This is a genomic window from Paractinoplanes tereljensis (assembly GCF_016862435.1).
GTDB classification, from domain to species: domain Bacteria; phylum Actinomycetota; class Actinomycetes; order Mycobacteriales; family Micromonosporaceae; genus Actinoplanes; species Actinoplanes tereljensis.
In genome coordinates, this window is sequence record NZ_BOMY01000016.1 from 222,057 (window position 1) to 245,818 (window position 23,762).

The 23,762-nt window shown below is 69.4% G+C and carries 21 protein-coding genes and 2 riboswitches; of the genes, 7 read left to right on the forward strand and 14 right to left on the reverse strand.

The genetic code is table 11. The features are described 5' to 3' along the window. Positions 1-37: 37 nt before the first annotated feature. Positions 38-1,009 (reverse strand): coiled-coil domain-containing protein, encoded by a 972-nt coding sequence (locus Ate02nite_RS12530; protein WP_239147344.1) that lies wholly within the window; start codon positions 1,007-1,009, stop codon positions 38-40. Positions 1,010-1,043: 34 nt separating this feature from the next. Next, positions 1,044-1,179, reverse strand: a riboswitch (cyclic di-AMP (ydaO/yuaA leader). 204 nt (positions 1,180-1,383) lie between these two features. Next, positions 1,384-1,516, forward strand: a riboswitch (cyclic di-AMP (ydaO/yuaA leader). Between the two features lie 5 nt (positions 1,517-1,521). Here Ate02nite_RS12530 and Ate02nite_RS12535 point away from each other — a divergent pair. Then, positions 1,522-2,559: a coiled-coil domain-containing protein gene (locus Ate02nite_RS12535; protein ID WP_203804274.1), complete on the forward strand. Its 1,038-nt coding sequence runs from the start codon at positions 1,522-1,524 to the stop codon at positions 2,557-2,559. A gap of 42 nt (positions 2,560-2,601) precedes the next feature. Here Ate02nite_RS12535 and Ate02nite_RS12540 read toward each other — a convergent pair whose 3' ends face one another. The 6 genes from Ate02nite_RS12540 to Ate02nite_RS12565 all read right to left on the reverse strand — a co-directional run bounded on the left by Ate02nite_RS12540 (position 2,602) and on the right by Ate02nite_RS12565 (position 11,873). Continuing rightward, a complete protein-coding gene (locus tag Ate02nite_RS12540; RefSeq protein ID WP_203804277.1) occupies positions 2,602-4,968 on the reverse strand; it encodes a glycoside hydrolase family 65 protein in 2,367 nt (788 codons plus the stop codon). Between the two features lie 61 nt (positions 4,969-5,029). Then, positions 5,030-5,770: an HAD family hydrolase gene (locus Ate02nite_RS12545; RefSeq protein ID WP_203804294.1), complete on the reverse strand. Its 741-nt coding sequence runs from the start codon at positions 5,768-5,770 to the stop codon at positions 5,030-5,032. Positions 5,771-5,861: 91 nt separating this feature from the next. Next, a complete protein-coding gene (locus Ate02nite_RS12550) occupies positions 5,862-6,326 on the reverse strand; it encodes an ATP-binding protein (protein ID WP_239147345.1) in 465 nt (154 codons plus the stop codon). 121 nt (positions 6,327-6,447) lie between these two features. Further along, on the reverse strand, positions 6,448-7,743 hold the full coding sequence (locus Ate02nite_RS12555) for an ABC transporter ATP-binding protein (protein ID WP_203804312.1): 1,296 nt from the start codon (positions 7,741-7,743) through the stop codon (positions 6,448-6,450). 126 nt (positions 7,744-7,869) lie between these two features. Beyond that, a complete protein-coding gene (locus Ate02nite_RS12560; protein ID WP_203804315.1) occupies positions 7,870-10,020 on the reverse strand; it encodes a bifunctional glycosyltransferase/CDP-glycerol:glycerophosphate glycerophosphotransferase in 2,151 nt (716 codons plus the stop codon). Beyond that, positions 10,017-11,873: a DUF5941 domain-containing protein gene (locus Ate02nite_RS12565; RefSeq protein ID WP_203804318.1), complete on the reverse strand. Its 1,857-nt coding sequence runs from the start codon at positions 11,871-11,873 to the stop codon at positions 10,017-10,019. The genes Ate02nite_RS12560 and Ate02nite_RS12565 overlap by 4 nt, the downstream gene beginning before the upstream one ends. A 204-nt stretch (positions 11,874-12,077) precedes the next feature. Here Ate02nite_RS12565 and Ate02nite_RS12570 point away from each other — a divergent pair, with 204 nt between their 5' ends. Beyond that, positions 12,078-12,260, forward strand: coding sequence for a PspC domain-containing protein (locus tag Ate02nite_RS12570; protein WP_307873275.1), 183 nt, complete (start codon positions 12,078-12,080; stop codon positions 12,258-12,260). A gap of 85 nt (positions 12,261-12,345) precedes the next feature. Here Ate02nite_RS12570 and Ate02nite_RS12575 read toward each other — a convergent pair whose 3' ends face one another. The 7 genes from Ate02nite_RS12575 to pdxH form a co-directional block, all read right to left on the reverse strand. Beyond that, positions 12,346-13,089, reverse strand: coding sequence for a DUF4230 domain-containing protein (locus tag Ate02nite_RS12575; protein ID WP_203804337.1), 744 nt, complete (start codon positions 13,087-13,089; stop codon positions 12,346-12,348). Between the two features lie 39 nt (positions 13,090-13,128). After that, positions 13,129-14,304 (reverse strand): acyl-CoA dehydrogenase family protein, encoded by a 1,176-nt coding sequence (locus tag Ate02nite_RS12580; RefSeq protein ID WP_203804352.1) that lies wholly within the window; start codon positions 14,302-14,304, stop codon positions 13,129-13,131. 18 nt (positions 14,305-14,322) lie between these two features. Continuing rightward, the gene (locus Ate02nite_RS12585) at positions 14,323-14,619 is read right to left on the reverse strand and encodes a type II toxin-antitoxin system VapB family antitoxin (RefSeq protein ID WP_203804355.1); all 297 of its coding nucleotides are present in this window, start codon (positions 14,617-14,619) and stop codon (positions 14,323-14,325) included. A 61-nt stretch (positions 14,620-14,680) separates the two neighbouring features. Continuing rightward, positions 14,681-15,301 carry a nitroreductase family protein gene (locus tag Ate02nite_RS12590; RefSeq protein ID WP_203804358.1) on the reverse strand — a complete coding sequence of 207 codons (621 nt, stop codon included), beginning with the start codon at positions 15,299-15,301 and terminating at the stop codon, positions 14,681-14,683. Continuing rightward, positions 15,301-16,221 (reverse strand): aldose 1-epimerase family protein, encoded by a 921-nt coding sequence (locus Ate02nite_RS12595; protein ID WP_203804361.1) that lies wholly within the window; start codon positions 16,219-16,221, stop codon positions 15,301-15,303. Before Ate02nite_RS12595 ends, Ate02nite_RS12590 begins: the two co-directional genes overlap by 1 nt. Further along, positions 16,214-17,524 (reverse strand): MFS transporter, encoded by a 1,311-nt coding sequence (locus tag Ate02nite_RS12600; protein ID WP_203804364.1) that lies wholly within the window; start codon positions 17,522-17,524, stop codon positions 16,214-16,216. Before Ate02nite_RS12600 ends, Ate02nite_RS12595 begins: the two co-directional genes overlap by 8 nt. Then, a complete protein-coding gene (pdxH, locus tag Ate02nite_RS12605) occupies positions 17,521-18,147 on the reverse strand; it encodes a pyridoxamine 5'-phosphate oxidase (protein WP_203804467.1) in 627 nt (208 codons plus the stop codon). The genes Ate02nite_RS12600 and pdxH overlap by 4 nt, the downstream gene beginning before the upstream one ends. 190 nt (positions 18,148-18,337) lie before the next feature. On the opposite strand from pdxH, the gene Ate02nite_RS12610 reads away from it, so the two are divergent. The 5 genes from Ate02nite_RS12610 (at position 18,338) to thpR (ending at position 23,479) form a co-directional block, all read left to right on the forward strand. Then, a complete protein-coding gene (locus Ate02nite_RS12610) occupies positions 18,338-19,444 on the forward strand; it encodes a citrate synthase 2 (protein WP_203804367.1) in 1,107 nt (368 codons plus the stop codon). After that, the gene (gene serC / locus Ate02nite_RS12615; RefSeq protein WP_203804370.1) at positions 19,441-20,562 is read left to right on the forward strand and encodes a phosphoserine transaminase; all 1,122 of its coding nucleotides are present in this window, start codon (positions 19,441-19,443) and stop codon (positions 20,560-20,562) included. The genes Ate02nite_RS12610 and serC overlap by 4 nt, the downstream gene beginning before the upstream one ends. Before the next feature lie 80 nt (positions 20,563-20,642). After that, a complete protein-coding gene (locus tag Ate02nite_RS12620; RefSeq protein WP_203804373.1) occupies positions 20,643-21,614 on the forward strand; it encodes a dioxygenase family protein in 972 nt (323 codons plus the stop codon). Between the two features lie 291 nt (positions 21,615-21,905). Continuing rightward, positions 21,906-22,994, forward strand: coding sequence for a septation protein SepH (gene sepH, locus Ate02nite_RS12625; protein WP_203804376.1), 1,089 nt, complete (start codon positions 21,906-21,908; stop codon positions 22,992-22,994). A gap of 5 nt (positions 22,995-22,999) precedes the next feature. After that, positions 23,000-23,479, forward strand: coding sequence for an RNA 2',3'-cyclic phosphodiesterase (gene thpR / locus Ate02nite_RS49805; protein ID WP_354264037.1), 480 nt, complete (start codon positions 23,000-23,002; stop codon positions 23,477-23,479). Positions 23,480-23,762 lie beyond the last annotated feature (283 nt).

The window sequence follows — 23,762 nt, forward strand, 5'->3', positions numbered from 1 at the left end:
AACAATGCTCATCAGGTCTCGCACTCCCCTTGGCTGTCTATTTCACCGACAGGTGCACGTGGTTGGTGTGATCGCTGGATGGATCACCGTTGCCACCGCTGTACGACTTCCAGCCGCTGCTGGGTAGCCAGATGCGCCGGAACCAGATGACGTAGAGCACGCCCAGCTTGCTGGAGTTGTTGATGAAGTAGTTCGCCAGGTTGGTGCCGTACGTCTTGCTGCTGCCGGTCGCGACCCCGCCGAAGCCGTCCGTGTCGGCCGCGAAGTCGCAGGCCCGGCCCTTGGGATGCTCGCCGCTGTTCTGCTCGCGGAAGCAGTGGACGTAGTGGGTGAAGCCGGCCGCCCGGGCCTGGTTGTAGGCGAACAGCAGCCGCTGGGTGATCCGGCCACCGCTGGTCGGGTCGTTGACCATGCCGCTGCCGCCGGTGAACGTGCCGGACGACGCACTGCTTCCACCGTCGGTCGACTGCGGGTCGTCCTTGCCCTGGTTGGCCGCCTTGAGCGCGCCCTCCGCCTGGGCCTTGCGCTTGGCCATCACGTTGACCTGCTTCTGCTGGTCCCGGACGGTCGCGTCGATGGCCAGCTTCGCCTGCTGCTGCTGGTCGCGGGTCTGCTTCAGGTCCTTGATCACGGCCTGTTGCTTGACCGCCACCGTCTCGAGCGTCTCGGCCCGGTCCAGGAAACCGCTCGACGAGTCGGCGGTGAGCAGCGCGCTCATCGGGCCGAGCCGGCCGGTCCGGTAGGCCTGCGCGGCGATCAGGTCGACCGCCTTCTGCTGCGGGCCCATCTGGGCGTCGAGCTCCTTGACCTTGGCGGTCAGCTCGGTCTGCCGTTTCTTGGACGCGGCCAGCGCTTCCTTGGCCTCCACATAGCCCTTGGACGCGTCCTCGACCTGCTCGATCAGCGTCTTCGAGCTGCCCTCGCCGTCGTCCCCGGTGTCTCCCGGCGCCGCGTTCGCCGGCGCGGCGACCAGCACCGCGCTCGCCGCGAAAAGGGCAACAAGTGCCACTAATCGACGGCGGACAGTTTTCTGCCGCACAAACATTTCCTTCCGTCGGCCGCCGACCGAGTTAGCTGACGGGTTCGGGGTGGAAGTGACCCCTACCGCTTGCGCGGATTCACCCCAAGGAACATTGGTTCCCCGGCTCGCCCTCGCGGGCGATTAAGCGGCGATCCCGTGGGGATCGCGACCGACGATACCCATGACATCGACTGATCGATAGTTCTCGTACTCTGCGCGCCAGAGCCATGACCTTGCGTGACAACTTCACAGAAAGTGGCGGGAACGTCACGGCATTCGCGTTTCCTGGGCCCTGCTCTATAGCAGAGGCTCGGGTAAACTGGCGCCGGTTCTGCCGCCGAAGGCACCGCCCCCGAGGTGCCGGCAGACCACCGCCTAATCGTCCGCAAGGACGTGCCGGGGAACCAAGTCAGTGGGGTGAATCCGCGCAAGCGGTAGGGATCGCTTCCATCCCGAACCCGTCAGCTAACTCGGTCGGCGGTCAACTGGAAGGAACGTGAATGTCCGTACGCCCCGGCCGGTGGCTGACACTAGCCCTGGCGCCGCTCGTTGCCGTCTCCATTTTGGCGGCACCCGCATCGCCGGCGAGCGCTGACCCCGACGACGGATCGTCGTCCTCGTCGGCCGAGCCCGACGAAAAGGGCGATGACAAGGCAGACCCGACCCTCGACGAGGTGCTGGAGTCGTCCAACCGCAAGTTCGTCCAGGCCAAGGCCGCGGTCGCCAAGTCGACCACGACCCAGAAAGCCCTGGGCGTCAAGATCACGATCGCCGAAGCCAAGCGCGACGTGCTGATTCCCGAGGTCAACGCGATCGCGGCCCAGCAGTACCGCACCGGACACCTGGGCGCCGCGAGCTTCCTGCTCGGCAGCAACGGCTCGGATGACTTCCTGAAGAAGGCGGTCTCCCTCGAGGAGATCAACACGCTGCACGACCGGAAGCTGCGCGAGCTGAACGCCGCAATCGACGAGGTCGAGTCGACCAAGGCCGCGCTCGACTCCGAGGTCAAGGCACAGCAGACCGCGCTGACCGCGATGTCGAAGCAGAAGGACGCGGCCGACAAGGCACTCAAGCTGATCGGCGGCGAGGGCCTGACCGCCGGTTTCGTGGACGCCACGTCGAAGGTCGCGGCACCCGCGCCGCGCAATTCCGACGGCGGTTTCTCGGCGCAGAAATGCACCGTGAACGATCCGACGACCAGCGGCTGCATCACCGCGCGTACATTGCACATGTACCAAGAGGTGAAGAAAGCCGGCTTCGACAACTTCGTCGGGTGCCATCGCGACGGCGGGCCATTCGAGCATCCCAAGGGCCGGGCCTGCGACTGGTCGTTGCAGAAGAGCGGCTTCTCGGAGTCGCACAACGCCACCATGAAGAAGTACGGCAACGACCTGATGGCGTTCCTCGTGCGCAACGCCGACCGGCTCGGGATCTACTACGTCATCTGGTACGCACAGATCTGGTTCCCAGCGACCGGCTGGCATGCTTACCACGGTGTCAGTAATCACAAGGACCACGTACACGTATCAATGCTTTAAGGCCCTACGGAAAAGCCCCCGCCGGATCGGCGGGGGCTTTTTTCATTCCTGTGGAGCTCGGCGCACCGGGGCGCGCCCGGCCGGCTGGGTCGGCGGCGGGCCGACCGGTCCGGCCGGCGGGATCGGCACGGTCACCGGCTTGACCTGGGTGACCTCGACGTCCTTGCCGTGGTGGTGGATCACCAGGCGAGCCGCCCCGCCGCCGTTGCGCAGCGAGTAGGTCACCTCGTCGGCGGTCACGCTCACCCGAAGCCGCAGTCCCCGCCAGAGCAGCGAGAACTCCAGGTTGTTGATCCGGCTGGGCAGCCGCGGCGCGAACGTCAGCTGGCCATTGAAGTCCCGCATGCCGCCCAGGCCGGCGACCAGCGAGATCCAGGTGCCGGCCAGCGACGCCACATGCACGCCGTCCCGCGAGTTCTGGTGCAGGTCGTGCAGGTCCATCAGGGCGGCCTCGCCCAGGTAGTCGTGGGCCAGCTCGAGGTGCCCGACCTCGGCCGCCACCACCGCCTGGATGCACGACGACAGCGACGAGTCCCGGACGGTACGCGCGTCGTAGTAGGCGAAGTTGCGCTGCTTCTCCTCCGGCGTGAACGCGTCACCCCGGACGTACATCGCCATCACCAGGTCGGCCTGCTTGACCACCTGCTTGCGGTACAGATCGAAGTACGGGTAGTTCAGCAGCAGCGGGTACGCCTCCGGCGGAGTGTTCTCGAAGTCCCACTCCTGCAGCCGGGTAAAGCCCTCCGACTGCTGGTGCACCTGCAGCTCCCGGTCGTACGGGATGTGCATGGCCGCCGCCGCGTCCCGCCACGAGGCCATCTCCTCGTCGTCCACGTTCAGCTGGCGGGCCAGATCGGGGTGCCGCTTGGCCGCCTCGACCGCGCTGAACATGTTCTGCTGGGCCATCAGGTTGGTGTAGATGTTGTCGTCCACCACGGCCGTGTACTCGTCGGGGCCGGTGACCCCGTCGATGTGGAAGCGGCCGTGCCGGTCGTGGTGGCCGAGTGAGCGCCACAGCCGGGCCGTCTCCACCAGCAGTTCGAGGCCGACCTCGCGCTCGAAGTCGTAGTCGCCGGTGGCCTGCACGTACCGGCGGACCGCGTCGGCGATGTCCGCGCCGATGTGGAAGCCGGCGGTGCCGGCCGGCCAGTACGCCGAGCACTCCTGCCCGCGGATGGTGCGCCACGGGAAGGCCGCGCCCTGCAGACCCAGCGTCTGCGCCCGCTCCCGGGCCAGATCCAGCGTCGAGTGCCGCCAGCGCAGCACGTCAGCCGCCGCGGCCGGTTGGGTGTAGGTGAGGGCGGGCAGCACGAACGTCTCGGCGTCCCAGAACGTGTGGCCGTCGTAGCCGGGGCCGGACAGGCCCTTGGAGCCGATCGGCCGCTTCTCGGCCCGGGCGCCGGCCTGCAGCGTGTGGAACAGCCCGAAGCGGACCGCCTGCTGCACCTCGGGGTCGCCCTCGATCTTGACGTCGGAGTGGTCCCAGAACGCGTCCAGGTACTCCCGCTGGGCCTCGAGCAGACCCTCCCAGCCGTCCAGCCGGGCGCTGGCCAGAGCCGCACCGACCTGGTCGCGCAGGGCGGGCAGCGAGCGGCTGCCGGACCAGCCGTAGGCCGCGAGCTTCACCACCCGCAGCTTCTGACCGGGGCCGACCTTGGCGGCGACCGTGGTGCGCAGCCAGTCGGGGTGGCCCTCGGTGGTGATCTCGTGCTTGCCGGGCGCATCGACGAAGTGCTCCATGGCCGCGGCCATCCGCAGATCGCTGGCCTTGGTGCGGTGCACCATGAGGCCGCCGGCACGCTGCTCGAGGATCTCCTCGGACTGCAGCGGGTGGTCGAGCACGGCGGCGACGCGCGGGTCCTTGCTCATCGGCGGCAGCTGCTCGTTCGCCACCAGCTCGGACTGCAGGATCAGCCGGCAGGAGGCGTCGAGCGGCTCCACCTCGTACAGGAACGCCACGACGGCGCGCTGGGTGAAGGACACCAGTCGCACGGTGCGGACCCGAATGGCCTGGCCGGACGGGGAGACCCATTCGACGGTGCGCTCGAGCGTGCCGGCTCGCAGGTCGAGGATCCGCTCGTGGGAGCGGAGCTCGCCGTACCGCACGTCGAACGGCTCGTCATCGACCAGCAGCCGCATCAGCTTGGCGTTGGTCACATTGATCATCGTCTGGCCGGACTCGGGGAAGCCGTAGCCGGCTTCCGCGTACGGCAGCGGGCGCAGCTCGTAGAACGAGTTCAGGTACGTGCCCGGCAGACCGTGGGGCTCGCCCTCGTCCAGGTTTCCGCGTATCCCGATGTGCCCGTTGCCCAACGCGAACACCGACTCCGACTGGGCCAGCAGGTCCAGATCGAGCCGGGTCTCCCGGATGTGCCAGGGGTCCACGGGATAAGCCCGTTCACGGATCACGGTGGTGCCTCTCGTGAATGAGTAAAGAGAAAGTCGTGAAGATATAAGCGCTGATACGGGTTCAGCGCGTCAGGAGTTCGGACAGGTCTGTGACAACGATGTCGGCCCCGTGCTCCAACAAAGCGTCTGCCTGTCCGACGCGGTCCACACCGACCACAATCCCGAACTTGCCCGCCCGACCGGCTGCAACGCCGGCTTGGGCGTCCTCGAAGACGGCGCAGCTCTCCGGGGGCAACCCGAGCAGCTTCGCGCCGTAGAGGAAGGTGTCCGGCGCCGGCTTGCCCGGCAGTCCCAGCTCGCGGGCGGTGACACCGTCCACGCGATCCTCGAGGAGGTCGGCGATTCCCGCGGCCTCCAGTACGTCCTTGCAGTTGGCGCTCGCCGAGACGACCACCCGGCGCAGTCCCGCCTCACGGGCGGCCTTGAGGTACTCCACAGAGCCCTCGTAGACCTGGACCGCGCCCTCTTTGATCTTCTGCAGGACGAGGAGGTTTTTCTTGTTGCCGATGCCGTTCACGGTCAGCTGGTCGGGACCGTCATCCGGCGTCCCCTCGGGCAGGGTGATCCCCCGGGAGGCCAGGAACGTGCGGACGCCATCGGCGCGCTGCCGGCCGTCGACATATTCGTGATAGTCGGCGCCGGAGTCGAACGGCACGAACTGGAGTTCGTGCTGTGCCGACCACGTCTTGAGGAACGTGTCGAACGTTTGTTTCCACGCAGCATTGTGCACAAGGGCGGTCTGCGTGAGCACGCCGTCAAGATCAAAAAGGCATGCCGTCACATGCGGAGGTAGTCCGAGCACGCGCCCAATGTAGTCGCATCCCGCGCGTGGTGAGTCCCGAAGGGCGGCTTCACATTTTCCGCAGGCGTTACGAGCTGTTAAAACTGTCGTTTCAAGCGGGTGTCGCGCGGCGGGGCAGTGCTATGCGGAGCCCGATCGTGGTACCGATCGGGCCGGTCGCCACCGTCACCTCGTCGCAGAGCTGATGCGCCAGCCAGATGCCGCGGCCACCCACGTCGAACGTCTCAGGAACCTCAGGCGGCTTCAGGAACCTCGCCGGAATCCCCGGCCCCGAATCGGTCACCGTGCACCAGGCCGAGCCGCCGGCCAGCCAGAGCACGACCCGGCCCTGGCCACCGGCGTGCAGCACGACGTTGGTGATCACCTCGTTGACCGCGAGCACGAAGCCCGACTGCCGGTCGCCGGTGAGCCCGGCGCCGGCCAGCCGGCTTGTCACCTCGTGCCGCAGCACGGCGATCTCGTCGCGGCCGAAGGACCGGTCGAGGAGCTGGGAGGTATCGACGGAAGGCGGAGAGCCCGCGTCACCGTTCGGCCCCACCTTGGGAGCCGAACGCACACTTTGGCTCAATCTCTCCTCCACCGTCGTGCAGCCTACGCGCTGCGCGGCCCGGGTGTTAGGAGGCACTCGCGCACCTTTTAGAACAGATCGGCGTTCAGCGCCGCTTCAGCGCCGCTTTCTAGCGCCAACCGACGTCGATGCGGCCGCCGCTCTCGGCGAAGAAGTGCAGCATGTCCATCCGGACCGCGACGGCGAGCGGATGGCCCGGCGAGACCGCCGGGTAGGGCGCCAGGCGGACCGCCAGCTCGGCCGGGCGGCGGTGGTGCCGGCCCGGGTCGAGAACGCTGCGCTCGTCGCGCGGCTGCGTCGCGGTGGCGCCGTTCGAGTTGCCGCGGCCGGTCAGTTTCTGCAGCGTGCTGCCGAAGCGCCGGAGCGCACCGCCCTGCTCCGCCTCGGGCTTGCCGGTGCCCATCTCGTCCACCACGATCGCGGTCGCGCCGATGTCCAGGAAGGCCAGCGACTCGTGGCCGTGGTGCTCGAGGAAGCGGATCCGGCCACGGAGGACGTCGCCCTGCACCTCGGGTGCCACCGGGGTGAGCGCCTCGGCCCGCATGCCGACCACGATGCGCTCGCCGTGGTAGTGCGCCACCGCACGGGCCCGGATGTCGGTCCACGGCAGGTAGAGCGCCTGCTCGCCGAAGTTCAGCGCGACGTATTGATCAAGGTGCACGTAGACGGACGCCTCGAGCAGGTTCATCCGGGGCGAGCCGAGGAACGCCGCGACGTACAGGGTGGCCGGTCGCCCGTACACCTCGGTGGGGGTGCCGACGTCCTGCAGGACGCCCTTGCGCATGATCGCCACCCGGTCGGCCATGGTGAGCGCCTCGGCCTGGTCGTGCGTCACGTACATGGTCGTCACGCCGAGCTCGCGGGTGAGGCCGGTGATCTCCGCGCGCAGCTCGGCGCGCAGGCCGCTGTCCAGGTTGGAGAGCGGTTCGTCCATCAGGAAGAGCCCGGGACGGCGGACGATCGCGCGGCCCATGGCGACCCGCTGGCGCTGCCCGCCGGAGAGCTGGCTGGGCTTGCGGCCGAGCACGTCACCGATGCCGAGCGCGCTGGCGACGTCGCCGACCCGCTCGATCCGGTTGCCCGGCTCCATCCCGGACAGACGCAGCGGGAAGCCGATGTTGTCCCCGACCGTCATGTGCGGATATAGCGCGAAATCTTGGAAAACCATGGCGATACTGCGATCCCGGGGTGCCAGCTCCAGCACCGGGTCGCCATTCAGAAGAATGTCCCCTTCGGACGGATCCTCCAGGCCGGCGATCATCCGCAGGATGGTCGACTTCCCGCAGCCGGACGGGCCGAGCAGCACGAGGAACTCGCCGTCCGTGACGTCGAGACTCACGTGATCGACGGCAACCGTGCCATCAGGCCAAACCTTGGTGACGTCCTTGAGCAAGACGGTGGACACCGTCTCAACCTTTCGCCGGGGGATGTGGGGAAGCGATCTAGGTCACTCTGACGAGGAGTATCTATATGGCGCCATCGGGTGAACGTGCCATTTGCGCACGGTAGTGAACCGATTACAACTTTTCTCTCACCGGCTGGGGAAGATTCGGCGAACCACTCGCTCGGCCGCGCCGCCGTCGTCGAGGTAACAAAACCGCGAGCGGAACACGGCTCGCCGCTCGGCCGCGAAGTCGCCGTCCCGGAAGATGGCCGCGAGCTGCGAGAACTCGGTGGCCACCGGGCCCGGTGGCGCGGCCGGCAGATCGAAGTAGACGCCGCGGACCTCGCGGTAGACCGGCCAGTCCGGCGCGAAGATCACCACGGGCCGATCGAGGACCGCGTAATCGAACATCGCGGACGAATAGTCCGTGACCAATACATCGGCGGCAAGGTAGAGATCCTCGACCACCCCGTGGCCGGAGACATCCAGGATCCGCCGGCCCCCGGTCGGCGGCCGGCCCTGCCGCCCGGCCGGCACGTGGAAGTAGTGCGCCCGGACCAGCAGCGTCGTCTCCGGGCCGAGCGCCTCGGACAGCCGCTCGACGTCGAGCACCTGGCTGCCCTTCGGCAGCCACTCGCGGTGCGTGGGCATGTAGAGCACCACCCGGCGGCCGGGATCGATGCCCAGCCTCGCCCGGGCCGCCGCGGCGTCGGCGGCGGTGGCGGTGGCCAGCCGGTCGTTGCGCGGATAGCCGACCTCGAGCGTCTCGTACGAGCACGGGTACGCCCGCTCCCAGGCGATCGTGGTGTGCGCGTTCGCCGTGATGCTGAAGTCCCAGCGGTCGGCCCGGCGCATCTGGCCGGCGAAGTCGGTGTCGGCCACCGCGCCCCGATGATCGAGCTGGTCCATTCCCATCATCTTCAGCGGGGTGCCGTGGTGGGTCATCACGTGTGTGGCGCCGCGCCGCTTGACCGTCAAATTCGGCCAGTTCACGTTGTTGACCAGATACCCCGCGCGGGCCATCGCGCGGTAGTACGGCCGCGAGCCGGCCACCACGTAATCGACTCCCGGCGGCACCGCACGCACCCGCGACGGACCGACCACCCAGACCGCGTGGACCTGCGGCACCAGTTCGGCCGCCTTGGCGGCGATCGCGGCCGGGTTGCAGGCCACCCCGCGATACCAGTACGCGGCATAGAGCGCGAGCGACCGATCCACCGGAAACAGCAGGTGGAATCGGTAGTACAGGTAGCCGGCCAGCTGCCGGGCCCGGCGTTTGGCTCGGAGCCAAGGCGGGCGTACGGCCTCCCGCGCCCGCCCCGCGAGGCGTAACAGCCCGTCCGAGACGCGGAACGCCCGATAGTCGCCGCGAGCGATCAGCCGGTACCGCAGCCCCTCCAGGCCGCCCGGCGACGGGAAGCCCGCCGGGGGCAGATGGTGGTGATAAATCTCGGTCATCCGGGCGAAGAAGCGGCGCCTCGATCCGGGCGGCACCCGGGTCTCGTGCCGCATCACCCGCATGAGGTGCCAGAGCATCCGGCGGAACAGCAGCCCGCGCACCTCGTCATCCGGCCGGCCGTACTTGTGGCAGAGGTCGAGCGCGGTCTCCCAGTGCTCGAAGACCTCGAAGTGCCGCTCGCCGACGGTCCGGGTGATCGCGCCGGTGCGCCGCTGCCGGTAGTGCACGCAGGTGCGCGGCAGGACACTGACCCGGGGCGCGGCCAGCAGCAGCGGGAAGGTGAAGGAGACGTCCTCGTACCAGCCGGCCGCGAAGCCGATCCCGAGCACCTCCAGCAGCTCCCGCCGGATCACCCGGTTCCAGGCCACGTGCAGCACGTTCAGCGCCTGCGGCCACTCCTCCACGGTGAACACCCGGGGTGCCCCGGACAGCAGCTTCCGGGCCGTGCCGGCCTGCACCGGGCCGTCCCAGTGCACCCGGTCCCAGCCCACGATCAGCAGGTCGGCGTCGGTGGCGCGCAGCCGGGCGGCGACCGCGGCGAGGGCGCCGGTGGCCAGCCAGTCGTCGCTGTCCAGGAACCAGACGTACTCGCCGGCGGCGTGCGCGAGCCCGAGGTTGCGGGCCGGGCCGAGGCCCCCGTTGACCGGCGAGGTGACCACCCGGACCCGCGGGTCGCGGGCCGCGTACTCGGCCAGGATGTCGGCGCTGTGATCCGGTGAGCAGTCGTCCACCGCCACGATCTCGAAGTCCTCGAACGACTGGGTGAGCAGCGAGTCGAGGCACTGGCGCAGGTAGCCCTGCACCCGGTAGATCGGGAGGACGACGCTCAGCAGGGTCACGTCTTGCCGGACCTCCAGTCGACGACCGCGTTGATCAGGAACAGGCCGCCGACCACCGCGGCCAGCAGCGCCTCCGCGAGGGTCGCCCAGCCGAGCAGGGCGAGCAGGGCGAGCACCACGACCCGGACGTCCCAGCCGAGCACCACACCCGCAGCATTACCAGCGGGCGCACCCTTCTCCATCCTCGCAATCCGGTCGTAATGCCGCAGGGCCAATGCGAAGAGCAGTAGGAAAACCACCGGCGGGGGCACCTCGTCGATCAGCCCGACCGCCGCCACCAGCAGGTATTCGCCGGCCCGGAGGAAGGCCGGCACCAGCCAGTCGAGCGGGCCGCGGTGCCCGTTGCGGGCCGGCAGCCCGGCCGACAGCACCAGCACCGCGGTCACCGCCAGTTCGACCCGGGCCGGTGCCGCCGTCCAGCCGGCCAGGAACGACACGATCAGCGCCAGCGAGGCCGTGGCGCCGAGCGCCGCGAAGGTCAGCGGCATCGGCCCGCCGAGCCGCTGCAGAATCCCACGGACCAGCGGGCCGTCGTCGCGGTAGAGCGCCTTGTCGCGCTTGTCGAGAACGCTCACCCGCATCGAGAGCGAGCGCAGCGACCGCAGGGCCAGGGTGTACGCGAAGGCCAGCAGCCCGAACCCGACCACCGCCGCCAGGGCGATGCGGCCGTTGGTGAGCATGGCGAGGATCGCGATGAGCGCCCACCGCTCGCCGATCGGGAAGACCACGATCCGCTTCAACCAGTACGCCACCGAGCCGGTATCGCCCTGGACCTTGGTCGAGGCCGCGCTCAACCTGGCCCCGACGCCCGTTTGAGCCGCCGCCGGGCGCGCCGCCGCTTCGTCGTGCAGCTGGCCGTACCAGGCGTCGGTCATGTGCCGGACGGTCTGCAGCAGGATCGCGGTGATGGCCAGCGGCCAGGCGAACGGCAGGCCGATGCGCTCGGCCCCGGCCGCCAGCCCGGCGTAGACCACGTATTCCTTGCCGCGGTCGGCCATCGTGTCGAGCCAGCCGCCGAAGGCACCGAAGGTGCGGGTGTAGCGGGCCAGCTGCCCGTCCACGCAGTCGAGCACGAAGCCCAGGTAGAGCAGGATGCCGCCGGCGATCATCGCGGGCCGGGACGCCTGCCAGAAGCCGGCCGCGGCCAGCACTGAGAGCAGCACCGACAGCCAGGTCACCGCGGTCGGTGACAGGCCGAGGCGGGCGGCCGTGCGGGTCACGATCGGCGACCAGGTACTCACCGCGTACGTCGTGAAGAAGTCGTCCTTCTCCTTGACCGCCAGGCGCAGCCGGGCCGCGTCCTCGTCGACCGCGGCCACCGCGGCCCGGGCACCGGCCAGCTCCGGTTCGGTGCGCACCTGCTCGGCGTGCAGCAGCCGGACCGGGGTGGCGATCGGCACCACGCCCTCGTCCAGCAGGGCCGGCAGCAGGTCGGGCCGGTCGGCGACCTTGTCGAGGGCGGGCAGATCGCCGGGCGCGACCCGCAGCGCCCCGACGAACCGGGCGGTGCCGTCGCCGCCCGGGGCCGCGATCACCTGGCCCCGGTCGGCGCGCAGGTCACCGGCCGGGTCGGCGACGATCAGCGCGGTGCTGCGGCCGGACGGCTCGGTGGCCAGCGTCCAGAGCAGGCTGGGGTGGGCGACCAGGTTGTCGGCGCAGATCAGCAGCGGTTCGTTGGCGTCCTGCGCGCGCTGGGAGATCTCCCGCAGCCGGATCCCGGGGGTGTCGCCGAGGCGCTCGACCTCGGTCGCGCCGGCCGCGTGCAGAGCAGCCTCCAGATCGGCCGCGAGCCGGGTAGCGTCCGCGGGAGTGAGGGCGTTGCCGCCGTCGGTGGTGAGGACGGCCAGCGTCACCGCTGCCTCCAAATCGCAGGGGGCCCGGATGGCCCGAAATCGGCACCCAGGTTAACAGCGAGTGGCGCTCGGGTACGGGTGACCCTTACGGGAACCAGGCTGCCCTTCTCCCCCTCCGGACTGAGGGAAGGCGGTCGCTGCGCCCTTACCGTCGAGCCTGGTCGCGGGGATCGCCCGTGACCGCCAGTGAAGGAGTGAGTGTCCGTGACCCGCCGACTCGCCCGCCCCCGCGACGACCGTTGGATCGCCGGGGTCTGTTCCGGTCTTGGCCGCCGCTTCGGACTCTCGTCCGGCGTGGTCCGCCTGATCTTCGTGATCTCCTGCCTGCTGCCCGGCCCGCAGTTCATCATCTATCTCGTCTTGTGGGCCCTGCTGCCCAACGAGTGACCTCCTCCGGCCCCACCACCTCCTTAACCGGACTGAAGACTGAGCTCCCGGCTCACCCCCGCCAGGGTGAGCCGGGCCCGGCTTTCTACGGGTTGCTGTAGGTGACCGTGACCGAGGTGTAGCCCAGCCGGGTGAACAGGCTCTCCAGCATGCGCTGAGTGTTGTCCTTGGCACGCTGGTCGAGGCCACTGCTCTTGGCCGCCTCGGTGATCTTCTGCTGAGCGGCCGCGTAGACCCGCTGCTGCTTGTCGGTGTCGCTCTTGAACGCGTCCCCGATCGCGGTCAGCGCGCCGCGCTGCTCCTCGACGACGTAGCTCTTCTGCATGTCGAGCGCCGCGTTGCCCTGCTCGGGCGCGGGCAGCGTGATCGTGATGGTCTTCTTCTCGTTGTCGACCTCGAGCGCGCTGGTCGGCAGCTTGGAGAAGTCGACATATTCCTCGACGGTGCCGGAGCCGACGAACAGGATGCGCCGGTTGATCAGGAAGTCGGGGATGTTTTCCTTGCTCTCCTGCAGGTCGACGATCACCTGGAAGGTGCCGTCGGCCGCGACATAGCGGCTCAGATCGCGCATCGATTCCAGCAGGACCGGCTGGCTGCGGTCGGTCGTGCGACTCTCGAACGGGTTGTCGAAGCTGGGCAGCACGTTGAGCGCCCGCAGCCCGAAACAGGCCGCGACGATCACGGCGAAGACGACACCGAAGAAGATGAGAACGCGAGCGACGATGCTCCGCTGTGGGGGATCGTTTGTCTCTTCAAGGTCAGGGGCGACCGGCGGGGTGGGGGCCGGATATTCCCTCGTGGGTTCGTCGACATCCGGTGACTGGGCCATACCCTCACGGTACGAGGGGGGTACGACACTCGCATTCGCTCAGCCGGCGAAGGCGTTCAAACCGGTCAATTTTTGGCCGATGACCAGCTGGTGGATCTCCGAAGTTCCCTCGTACGTGAGCACGCTCTCGAGGTTGTTGGCGTGCCGCATGATCGGGTACTCCCCCGAGATGCCGTTGCCGCCGAGGATCGTGCGGCACTGCCGAGCGATCTTGATGGCTTCCCGCACGTTGTTCAGCTTGCCGACGCTGACCTGCTCGGGTCGCAACGAGCCGGCCGAGTCGCGCAGCCGGCCCAGGTGCAGGGCCAGCAGGAAGCCTTTCTGCAGCTCGACGGCCATGTCGGCGAGCTTGGCCTGGGTCAGCTGGAAGCCGCCGATCGGCCGGCCGAACTGTTCCCGGGTGGTCGCGTAGTCGACGGCGGTCACCAGGCAGTCCCGGGCCGCGCCGAGCGCACCCCAGATGATGCCGAATCGGGCCTCGGTCAGGCAGGACAGCGGCGCCTTGAGCCCGCGAGCTTCCGGAAGCCGCGCGGAAGCGGGTAGCCGCACATCGTCCAACGTGATCTCGCCCGTGCTGGACGCCCGCAGCGACATCTTGTGTTTGATCTCCCGGGCCGAGAAGCCCGGAGTGTCGGTGGGCACCGCGAAGCCGACCACGCCCTCGTCGGTGCGCGCCCAGATCACCGCCACGTCGGCAAGCGGTGCGTTGGTGATCCACATCTTGCCGCCGTTGAGCACCCAGTCGTCGCCGTCGCGGCGGGCCCGGGTCGACATGTTGGCCGGGTCGGAGCCGTGGTCGGGCTCGGTCAGCCCGAAGCAGCCGATCAGCTCGCCGGCCGCCATGCCCGGCAGCCATCGTTGCTTCTGCTCTTCGGAGCCGAATTTCCAGATCGCGTACATCGCCAGCGAGCCCTGGACACTCACCAGCGAGCGGACACCGGAGTCGGCCGCCTCCAGTTCCATGCAGGTCAGGCCGTAGGCGACCGCGGTCGAGCCGGCACAGCCGTAACCGGTCAGGTGCATGCCGAGCAGCCCGAGCTTGCCGAACTCGGCGGCCAGGTCACGGACCGGAGTGCTGCCGTTCTCATACCAATCGGCGACGGACGGGCGGACCCGGTCGTTCGCGACCCGGCGAGCGAGATCGCGGACGTCTCGCTCCTCGTCGGTCAACAGCGAGTCGAGGTCGAGCAGATCCCACGGAGCAACGGCGGCCATGTCTTTAAACTAACGGTGTTAGCTCGCCACGACCAGCACTCTTGCGTGGATCTGGTTGCGCTGCTGGAGGGCCGCCCGCAGTGCGCGGTGCAGCCCGTCCTCCAGGTAGAGCGCGCCCTGATATTCCACGACGTGCGGGAACAGGTCGCCGTAGAACGTCGAGTCCTCGGCGAGCAGCTTGTCCAGCGCCAACTCGCGCTTCGTGGTGATCAGATCGGCCAGCCGGATCGGCCGGGGCGGAATCTCCGACCAGGCCTTGAGCGTGGTGTGGTGATCGGGATACGGGGCCCCGTCCCGGACTGCTTTGAAGATCACGCCGGGTTGCCCCCTCTCCAAGAAACCGTCCCTGTCGGTGCCAGCCTAGCCGCGCCCGTCGTCACTCGGCTGCTGCGGCCCATCGGCCATGATGCACCACCTCGTCCACCGGGCGATGCCCCCGCTTCAGTGACGGTGACCTCTTGTCGGTGGCGCGGTAGCCGATGGTGAGCGTACCGATCGGGGTGAACTCGGCCGGAACGCCGAACGCGTCCTTGAAGTCCTGCTGGGTTTCCACCGGGATGCCGAAGAAGCACGAACCCAGGCCCTCATCGACCGCGGTGAGGTGCATGAGCAGCGCGGCGAACCCGGTGTCGATGTCCCAGTACGGCACCGGCCAGTGCTTCTCGTCCCGGTCGGTCCAGCCCTTGTCGGCCTGCGCGTAGCGGTCCAGGTAGGCCGATTTGTTGGACAGGCAGACGACGATCGCCGGGGCGTTGCGCATCCGGGTCAGCCAGTCGCCGTGCCAGTCCGAGGTGGCGTTCTCGGTGGTCGACGACCAGTACAGGTCACGATCTTCCTGGCTGGTGAGCACCAGGAAGCCCCAGCCCTGGGAGAAACCGGCGCTCGGCGCCCGCAGCCCGTGCCGGACGATCTTGTCGAGAATCTCGGCCGGCAGCGGGCGGTCGGGGTCGTAGCTGCGCACCATCCGCCGGCGGCGGACCACCTCGTCGAACTCCATCAGCTGCGGATCCCCCAGGCCGTGCTCCAGCGCTCGCCCGGCGCCAGCACGATCAGGTCGCGACCGGTGCGGAACGAGTCGGGCGGGCAGGTCATCGGCTCGATCGCGACCGAGCGGCGGAACCGCTCGCCGTGCAGCGTGTCGCCGGAGAAGACCTGCCAGTACTTGAACTTGTCGTCGGCCCAGACCACGACCTTGCGGTCGGAGTTGGGGTCGGCGATGGTCACCTCGGTGATGCCGGCCGCGTCGTGCTCGATCTCGCCGAACGTGGTGTCCAGCACCAGGTCACCGATGGCGCGCGCGGCGGTGAAGTCGTACTCCGTGCCGGCCACCGAGTTCGAGCCGATCGGCAGCAGCCGGTTGTCGGCCACGATCCGGGTCTTGCCCGGCACGTGCAGCAGGATGTCGTCGACCGCGACCCCGGGCAGCTGAAGGTACGGGTGGACCGAGTAACCCCACGGCGCGTTCGACGAGCTGTTGTTGACGACCTCCTGCTTGCAGCTGAGGCCGCCGGCCGACACCTGCCAGCGGGTGCGCAGGGTCAGCCACCACGGGTAACCGATCTGGGCGGGCAGCTCGAACTCCAGCGTGACCGCGTCGGCGGACTGCTCGGCGAGCGTCCAGCGGGACCAGTTGGCCAGGCCGTGGATCGCGTTGTGCCGGGCCGGCTCGGTCAGCGGCAGCTGGTAGGCCTCATCCTCGAACGTGTACTTGCCGTCCCGGATGCGGTTCGGCCACGGGGCGAGGATCTGCCCGGCCGAGGCCGGCGAGAGCTCGTCGGCCTCGAAGCCGTCAAGCACCTGCACGTCGCCGACGGAGTAGTGGCGCAGGGTGCCACCGACCTCCACGACCACGGCCCGGTGACCGTCCGCCTCGATCGACCACTGGGTTCCGGACTTGGCCGGCACGACGCTAGTCATGCTTGGACACTATCGGAGGTCGGTAGCGGGCCAGCGCCGGGAACGCCAAGCCCAAGACCAGGGCCAGGCCCGCCGCCGCGAAGCCGCCGCCGGCCCAGGACCCGGTCGTTCCGGTCAGGTCCGCGGTGGCGCCGGCCCGCAGGTCGCCCAGCCGTGGTCCACCGCCGACCACCACGATGAAGACGCCCTGGAGCCGGCCGCGCAGCCGGTCCGGGGCGAAGGTCTGCAACATCGACTGCCGGTAGACCGCGCTGACCAGGTCGGCCGCGCCGCCCACGGCGAGCAGCAACACCATCAGCCACAGCGAGTGCGCGAACCCGGAGAAACCGATCGCGACACCCCAGGCGATCACCGCCACGATCAGGGCGATCCCCTGCCGCTTGATCCGGCCGATCCAGCCCGAGGTTAGCCCGGCGATCACCGAGCCGATCGCGATCGCGGCGTACAGCCAGCCGACCGCCGAACCGCCGCCGAACCGGTCGGCCGCGACCTCGGGGAACAGCGCCCGAGGCATGGCGAACACCATCGCGACGATGTCGACCGCGAACGACAAAAGCAGCACCGGCTGGGTGACCAGGAACCTCAGGCCGTCGGTGATGCCGCGCAGGCCGGCCGACGGCTTCTCCTCGTCCTCGGCGTGCACGATCGGCGGGATCGGCGGCAGCTTCCAGGTGGCCCAGAACGAGATCGTGAACAGGGCCGCGTCGACCAGGTAGGCGATGGTCACGCCGGTGCCGGTCGAGGCGATCCCGAAGATCAGGCCGGCCGCCAGCGGCCCGAGGACCCCGCCGGCGGTCGTGGTCGTGTAACTCAGCGTGTTCGCGGCCGGGACCAGACCGGCCGGCACGATCCGCGGAATGATCGCCTGCCGGGTCGGCGAGCTCACCGCGAAGCCGGCCGACTGCACCGCGGTCAGCGCCAGCAGCAGCCAGCCGCTGTTCGCCCCGAGCACGGCCTGGAGCAGCAGGCCGAGGGTGGACAGCCAGGCCAGCGCCGAGCTGGCCAGCAACAACTTGCGCCGGTCGACCACGTCGGCGGCCGCGCCGCCCCACAGTCCGAAGATCAGCAGCGGGACCAGGCCGGCGATGCCGAGCAGGCCCACCCAGGCCGAGGAGTGGGTCACCGCGTACATCTGCACGGGCACCGCCACCGAGGTGAACTGGAACCCGAAGAACGACAGTCCGTTACCGATCCACATCCGGCGATAGGCCGGCGCCCGCAGCGGCCGGGTGTCGATCACCCAGGACTTACGGTCCTTCTCCTCGACGATCTCCTCGACCGACTCCACCGATTCCTGACTCACGGAGCAAGCCTTTCCAAAACCCAAGACCCGGCTTCCGTACGGCGATAGCGCAGTCGATCATGCAGGCGGCTGCTGCGGCCCTGCCAGAACTCGACGGTCTCCGGCAGCACCCGGAAGCCACCCCAGTGCGGAGGCGGCGGAACCGGGCCGTCTCCGAATTTCTCGGTCGCCGCGGCCAGTCCGGCCTCGACCGCGGCCCGGTCCGGCAGCACCCGGGACTGCGGGCTGGCCCAGGCGCCGAGCTGGGAGCCGCGCGGCCGGGATGCGAAGTACTCCTCGGTCTCGGCCCGGGTCACCCGCTCCACCGCGCCGGCCACGATCACCTGGCGCTGCATCGGAAACCAGGGAAAGTCCAGGCTCGCGTACGGGTTGGCGGTCAGCTCCGAGCCCTTGCGGGACTCGTAGTTGGTGAAGAACACGAAGCCGCGCTCGTCGTACTCCTTGAGCAGCACCGTCCGGACCGAGGGCCGCCCGTCCGGGCTCGCCGTGGCCACCATCATCGCGTTGGGTTCCGGCAGGCCGTAGGCCGCCGCGTCGGCGAACCAGGCGCCGAACTGGGTGTGCCAGTCGCCCGCGAGATGCTCTTCGAGCAGCTCACCGCGCTCGGAATAGTCGCGCCGCATCGTTGCGGGCGACGGGGGTTCCACAGTCACGAGCGCTCCCTATTACTTCGATCTCAACGACCGTAAGTCCGCCCGGCCCTTACGTCAGCTCGGTAAGGATGGGTGTCGCGGAGAGCACATCGCGTCCACCCTGCCAACCGGGCAATATGAAAGACTCGTAGTAATTCTTCACAGGGGAGCCCTGTCCGAATTGTCTGATTTCAAGCCGGGCCTCGAGGGCGTCGTCGCGTTCGAGACCGAGATCGCCGAGCCTGACAAGGACGGCGGCTCGCTGCGGTACCGCGGCGTCGACATCGAGGACCTGATCGGGCACGTCTCCTTCGGCAACGTCTGGGGCCTTCTGGTCGACGGGAAGTTCGGTCCCGGGCTGCCGCCCGCCGAGCCGTTCCCGGTCCCGGTGCACTCCGGTGACATCCGCGTCGACGTGCAGTCCGCGGTCGCCATGCTGGCCCCGTACTGGGGGCTCTCCCAGCTGATCGACATCGACGACGAGCAGGTCCGCCGCGATCTCGCCCGGGTGTCGGTGACCGCGCTCTCCTTCGTGGCGCAGGCCGCGCGCGGGCTGGGCCTGCCGGCGGTTCCGCAGAAGGACATCGACAAGGCCGGCACGATCGTCGAGCGGTTCATGCGCCGCTGGCGGGGCGAACCGGACCCACGGCATGTCCAGGCCGTCGACGCGTACTTCATCGCGGCCGCCGAGCACGGGCTCAACGCGTCCACCTTCGCCACCCGGATCGCCGCCTCGGTCGGCGCCGACGTGGCCGCCTGCATCTCCACCGGCATCGGCGTGCTCTCCGGCCCGCTGCACGGCGGCGCACCCACCCGGGTGCTGCAGATGATCGAGACAGTCGAGCGGAGCGGCGACCCCGAGGGGTACGTACGAGGCGTCCTCGATCGCGGCGAACGCCTGATGGGTTTCGGCCACCGGGCCTACGACGCCGAGGACCCGCGCGCCCGGGTGCTGCGCCAGATCGCCCGCGAGCTCGGCGCTCCCCGCTTCGAGGTCGCCGAGCGACTGGAACGGGCCGCCCTGGCCGGGCTGAAGGACCGCAAGCCCGACCGGGTGCTCGCCACCAACATCGAATTCTGGGCGGCCGTGGTGCTCGACTTCGCCGAGGTGCCCGCCCACATGTTCACGCCGCTGTTCACCTGCGCCCGGGTGGCCGGCTGGAGCGCGCACATCCTCGAGCAGAAACGGCTCGGCCGGATCCTGCGCCCCCGCCTGCGCTACGTGGGACAGAACGCCCGCAAGCCAAACGAAGTCGAGGGCTGGGACGCTCTCGCGCATAATGTGTGACCGTGACTGACATCCGGATCCCCGACGAGATCAAACCGGTCGACGGACGCTTCGGCTCGGGCCCCAGCAAGGTTCGACCCGAGGGCGTCGAGGCGCTGTCCGCGCTGTCACGCACGTACCTGGGCACCTCGCACCGGCAGAAGACGGTGAAGAACCACGTGGCCCGGATGCGCCGCGGCCTCGCCGAGTTCTTCTCGCTCCCGGACGGCTACGAGGTGATCCTCTCCAACGGCGGCACCAGCGCGTTCTGGGACACCGCCGCGTTCGGGCTGGTCCGCGACCGGGCGCAGTTCGCCGAGTTCGGCGAGTTCGGCGCCAAGTTCGTCAAGGCGGTCACCGACGCGCCCTTCCTGGGCTCGCCGACCGTGCATAAAGCACCCGGTGGCCAGGCCGCGTTCCTGACCGCCGAGGCCGGCGTCGACGTGTACGCGTCCGTCCACAACGAGACCTCGACCGGGGTGGCCGTGCCGGTCCGGCGGGTGGCCGGTGCCGACGAGGGCGCGCTGCTGCTCACCGACGCCACCTCGGGCGGCGGCAGCCTCGACGTCGACCTGCGCGAGACCGACGTCTACTACCTGGCCCCGCAGAAGGCGCTCGGCTCGGACGGCGGCATCTGGCTGGCCCTCATGTCGCCGGCCGCCCTCGACCGAGCCTTCTCGATCAAGAGCTCGGGGCGGTACATCCCGCAGTTCCTCGACCTGGTCACCGCGATCGAGCAGTCCCGGCTGGAGCAGACCTACAACACCCCCGCACTGGCCACCGTGTTCCTCGCGGCCGAGCAGCTGGACTGGATGAACGCGCAGGGCGGCCTGTCCTGGGCGGTCAAGCGCAGCGCGGAGAGCGCGGCCGCGATCTACGGATGGGCCGACCGGTCGTCGTTCGCGACACCGTTCGTCACCGACCCGGCGCTGCGCTCGGCGGCCGTGGCGACCATCGACTTCGAGGGTGTGGACGCGGCGGCCATCGCGGCGGTGCTGCGGGCCAACGACATCGTGGACACCGAGCCGTACCGGAAGCTCGGCCGCAACCAGCTGCGCATCGCGCTCTATCCCACGGTCGATCCGGCCGACGTGACCGCGCTGACCGCGTGCATCGATTACGTCGTCGAACGTCTATAGACAGGCCTGCCACAGGCCCCGCACAGAAACCGCCGGTTTCCTTGCTTTCAACGAACTGTCGTTGAAAGCAAGGAGGCAGGATGAACGATCCGGAGAACGCGGCGTACGTACGCCAGGTGCACGACAAGGGTCTGCATTTCGATCTGCAGACGATGTCGCGCCGGCGTTTGCTGACCGCGCTCGGTGGGGTCGGGGCGCTCGCCGCCCTGGGCGCCTGCACGGACTCGTCGTCCTCGTCGCCGTCCACGACCGCCTCCACGTCGTCGGGCGGCGCCCTGGCCGAGGTGGCGTCCGAGACCAACGGCCCCTACCCGGCCGACGGGTCGAACGGCCCCGACGTACGGACCCTCGACGGGATCGTGCGTAAGGACATCACCTCGTCGTTCGACACCGCGTCCGGTAAGGCCGCCGGAATTCCGCTGGACTTCTCCCTGGTGGTCACCGACCGGAACGGGGCAGCGATCTCCGGCGCGGCCGTGTACGCGTGGCACTGCGACCGGGACGGCAACTACTCGCTGTACTCGACCGCGGTCGCCAAGGAGAACTACCTCCGCGGCATCCAGGAGACCGACTCCACCGGGAAGGTGACCTTCACCAGCATCTACCCGGCCTGTTACACCGGCCGGTGGCCGCACATCCACTTCGAGGTGTACTCGTCGCTGGCCAACGCGACCGGCGGGGACGGCCCGATCGTGAAGACGTCCCAGATCGCGCTGCCCGAGGACGTGAACAAGACGGTCTACGCGACCGACGGCTACAGCAAGAGCGTCAGCAACCTCAGTCAGGTCACGCTGGCCAGCGACAACGTGTTCGGCGAGGACTCGGCCGCCACCGAGATGGCGACCCTGACCGGAAGCGTCACCGACGGTTACCAGGCGACGCTCACCATCTCGATCGATCCGTCCAAGTCGGAGGCGGCCGGTGGCGGCGCTCCGGCCGGTGGCGGCGCACCCCCGACCGGGGCGCCGGGCGGAGCACCGCCCAGCGGGGCTCCCGGTGGGGCTCCCGGTGGGGCTCCCGGTGGGGCGCCGCCCAGCGGCGCCGCGGGCTGAACCACTCACGCGAGACGCGCGCTGCGGCCCTGGGTCGCAGCGCGGTCGCGCTGAGCTTCCGGGGACGGTCTCAGTGCTTCTGGTCACTCTCGCGCGCGTACCATTTGCTGGGTTTATGGGTTTGAATGGGTTTGCCCATATGGAGAGTGAAGATCATCTTCGCAGTTCAGAGCAACACCCCGGGTGTGTCTCCCCCCATTAGGTGACCAAGACGCGTACCGTGTTCTGAAACGCGCCCGGGTGGCTGACTCTCGGGATGTCCAGGCCAACGCGACGGGACGGAGGCAACGCATGCGGCCGGTTCGCTTCGTCGCCCTCTCCGAGGACGGTCAGGCCCTGGTGCTCGCCGATGAGGTCGGCCGGCTCCTGGCTCTCCCCATCGACGACCGGGTGAGCGGCGCGGTCACCCATGAGACGCACCCGGCATCGCCGGGCAGTTCCGTGGCCGTGATGCACCACGAGCCGATCACCGCATCGCTGTCGCCCCGCGACATCCAGTCCCGCATCCGCTCCGGCGAGTCCGCCGAGGATGTCGCTCGCATCGCCGGCGTGCCGGTCGATCGCGTGCTGCGTTATGCCGGTCCGGTGCTGCAGGAGCGGGCCATGCTGGCCCAGCACGCGCGCCGCACCCGGCTCAAGACCTCCGACTCGGGCGCCGCGCTCTCCGAAGTGGTCGACAGCCGCCTCGCCCAGCACGGCATCGACGCCGAGAAGATCTCCTGGGACGCGTTCCGGCGCGACGACGGCACCTGGCGCATCGTCGCCACCTGGCCGTCCGGCAAGGCCACCGCCCAGGCCATCTGGGACCTCGACAAGGGCCGCCAGGTCGTCTCCCCGCACGACGACATGGCGCAATACCTTTGTGCCGAGCGACCCACTCAGATCCTCGGCCAAGAGCCGGTCCCCGAGCGCAACTTCCTGGCCGAGCGCACCGGCCACGGCCTGCCCAGCTCGGCCCGCAGCAACGAGCCGTCCCGCGGCGGCCACGGCCTCCCCGCCGCCGAGACCACGACGCCGTCAGCGCGCCCGACCCGCGACCCGATCCGGGCCGGTCGCGACGCGCTGCTCGCCTCGCTCGACCGCCCGCTGAGCGGCGGCCGCGGCCTGGAGACAGCCGGCCCGTCGGAGTCCCGCCGCCCGGTCGCCGGCGGCGCGGCCGCGCTGCTGGGTGGCGGCGCCGGCTCGGCCTTCGACGACGACGCCGACCTCCCCAAGGAGGTGCCCGCCGTGCCGTCACTAGCGGTGCTGCGCCCCCGCCGCACGGTCGGCCAGCAGGGCCAGCAGGCATCCGAAACGGACGAGACCAAGCCCCGCAAGCGCCTCCCCAGCTGGGACGACGTCCTGTTCGGCGGCGGCCCCGCGGCCCGCGAGTCCTCCTGACCCGCCTGTTCGTCGCGCTCTACCCGCCCCCTTCCGAGGTCGCGTCCCTGTCCAGCGCCCTGCCCCCAGACGCCCACCTGACGCGCGCCACCAAATGGCACGTCACGCTGGTGTTCCTGGGTTCCGCACCGACCACCCCGGTAGCGACAGTCCTCGACGGGCTGACAGCGCTGCCGCCGCGCTTCACCCTGCGGTTGGCCGGCGCCGGACAATTCGGAAATGTGGCGTGGGCCCAGGTAGGCGGCGACCTAAAGGCCCTCAGCGAGCTGCGAAATCAGGTCCGAGAGGCACTGACGGCGGCCGGCTTCCCCTCAGACGACCGCCCCTACCAGCCCCACTTGACCGTCTCCTATCGAGCCGACCCCCAGGTCCGGACGGCCTTGACGAATTACACCGGCGCAGATTGGCCAGTGACGGAGTTCGCCCTGATGGAAAGCCACAACAACGAATACAAGCCCTTGCAATCCTGGCCCCTCCCCACCTAACCCCCACCACCTCACCCACCCCCGCCCCACCGCGCTTCCTTCGCCTCGCCACGCCTCGTGTCGCCTCGTGTCGCCTCGCGTCGCCTCGCGTCGCCGCCGATCTTGTGAGGTTCCCGCACTGACCGAACGGGACCTTCGCAAGATTGGGCGCGGGGCCGGCGCGGCATGGCGGCGCGGGCAGAAGGGCGCGGGCAGCACGCTCCGCCTAACCCACTGCCAATCTTGCGGAGTTCCCGCGCGGACCTCGCAGCAACTCCGCAAGATCGGGCCCGGCACGGACGGC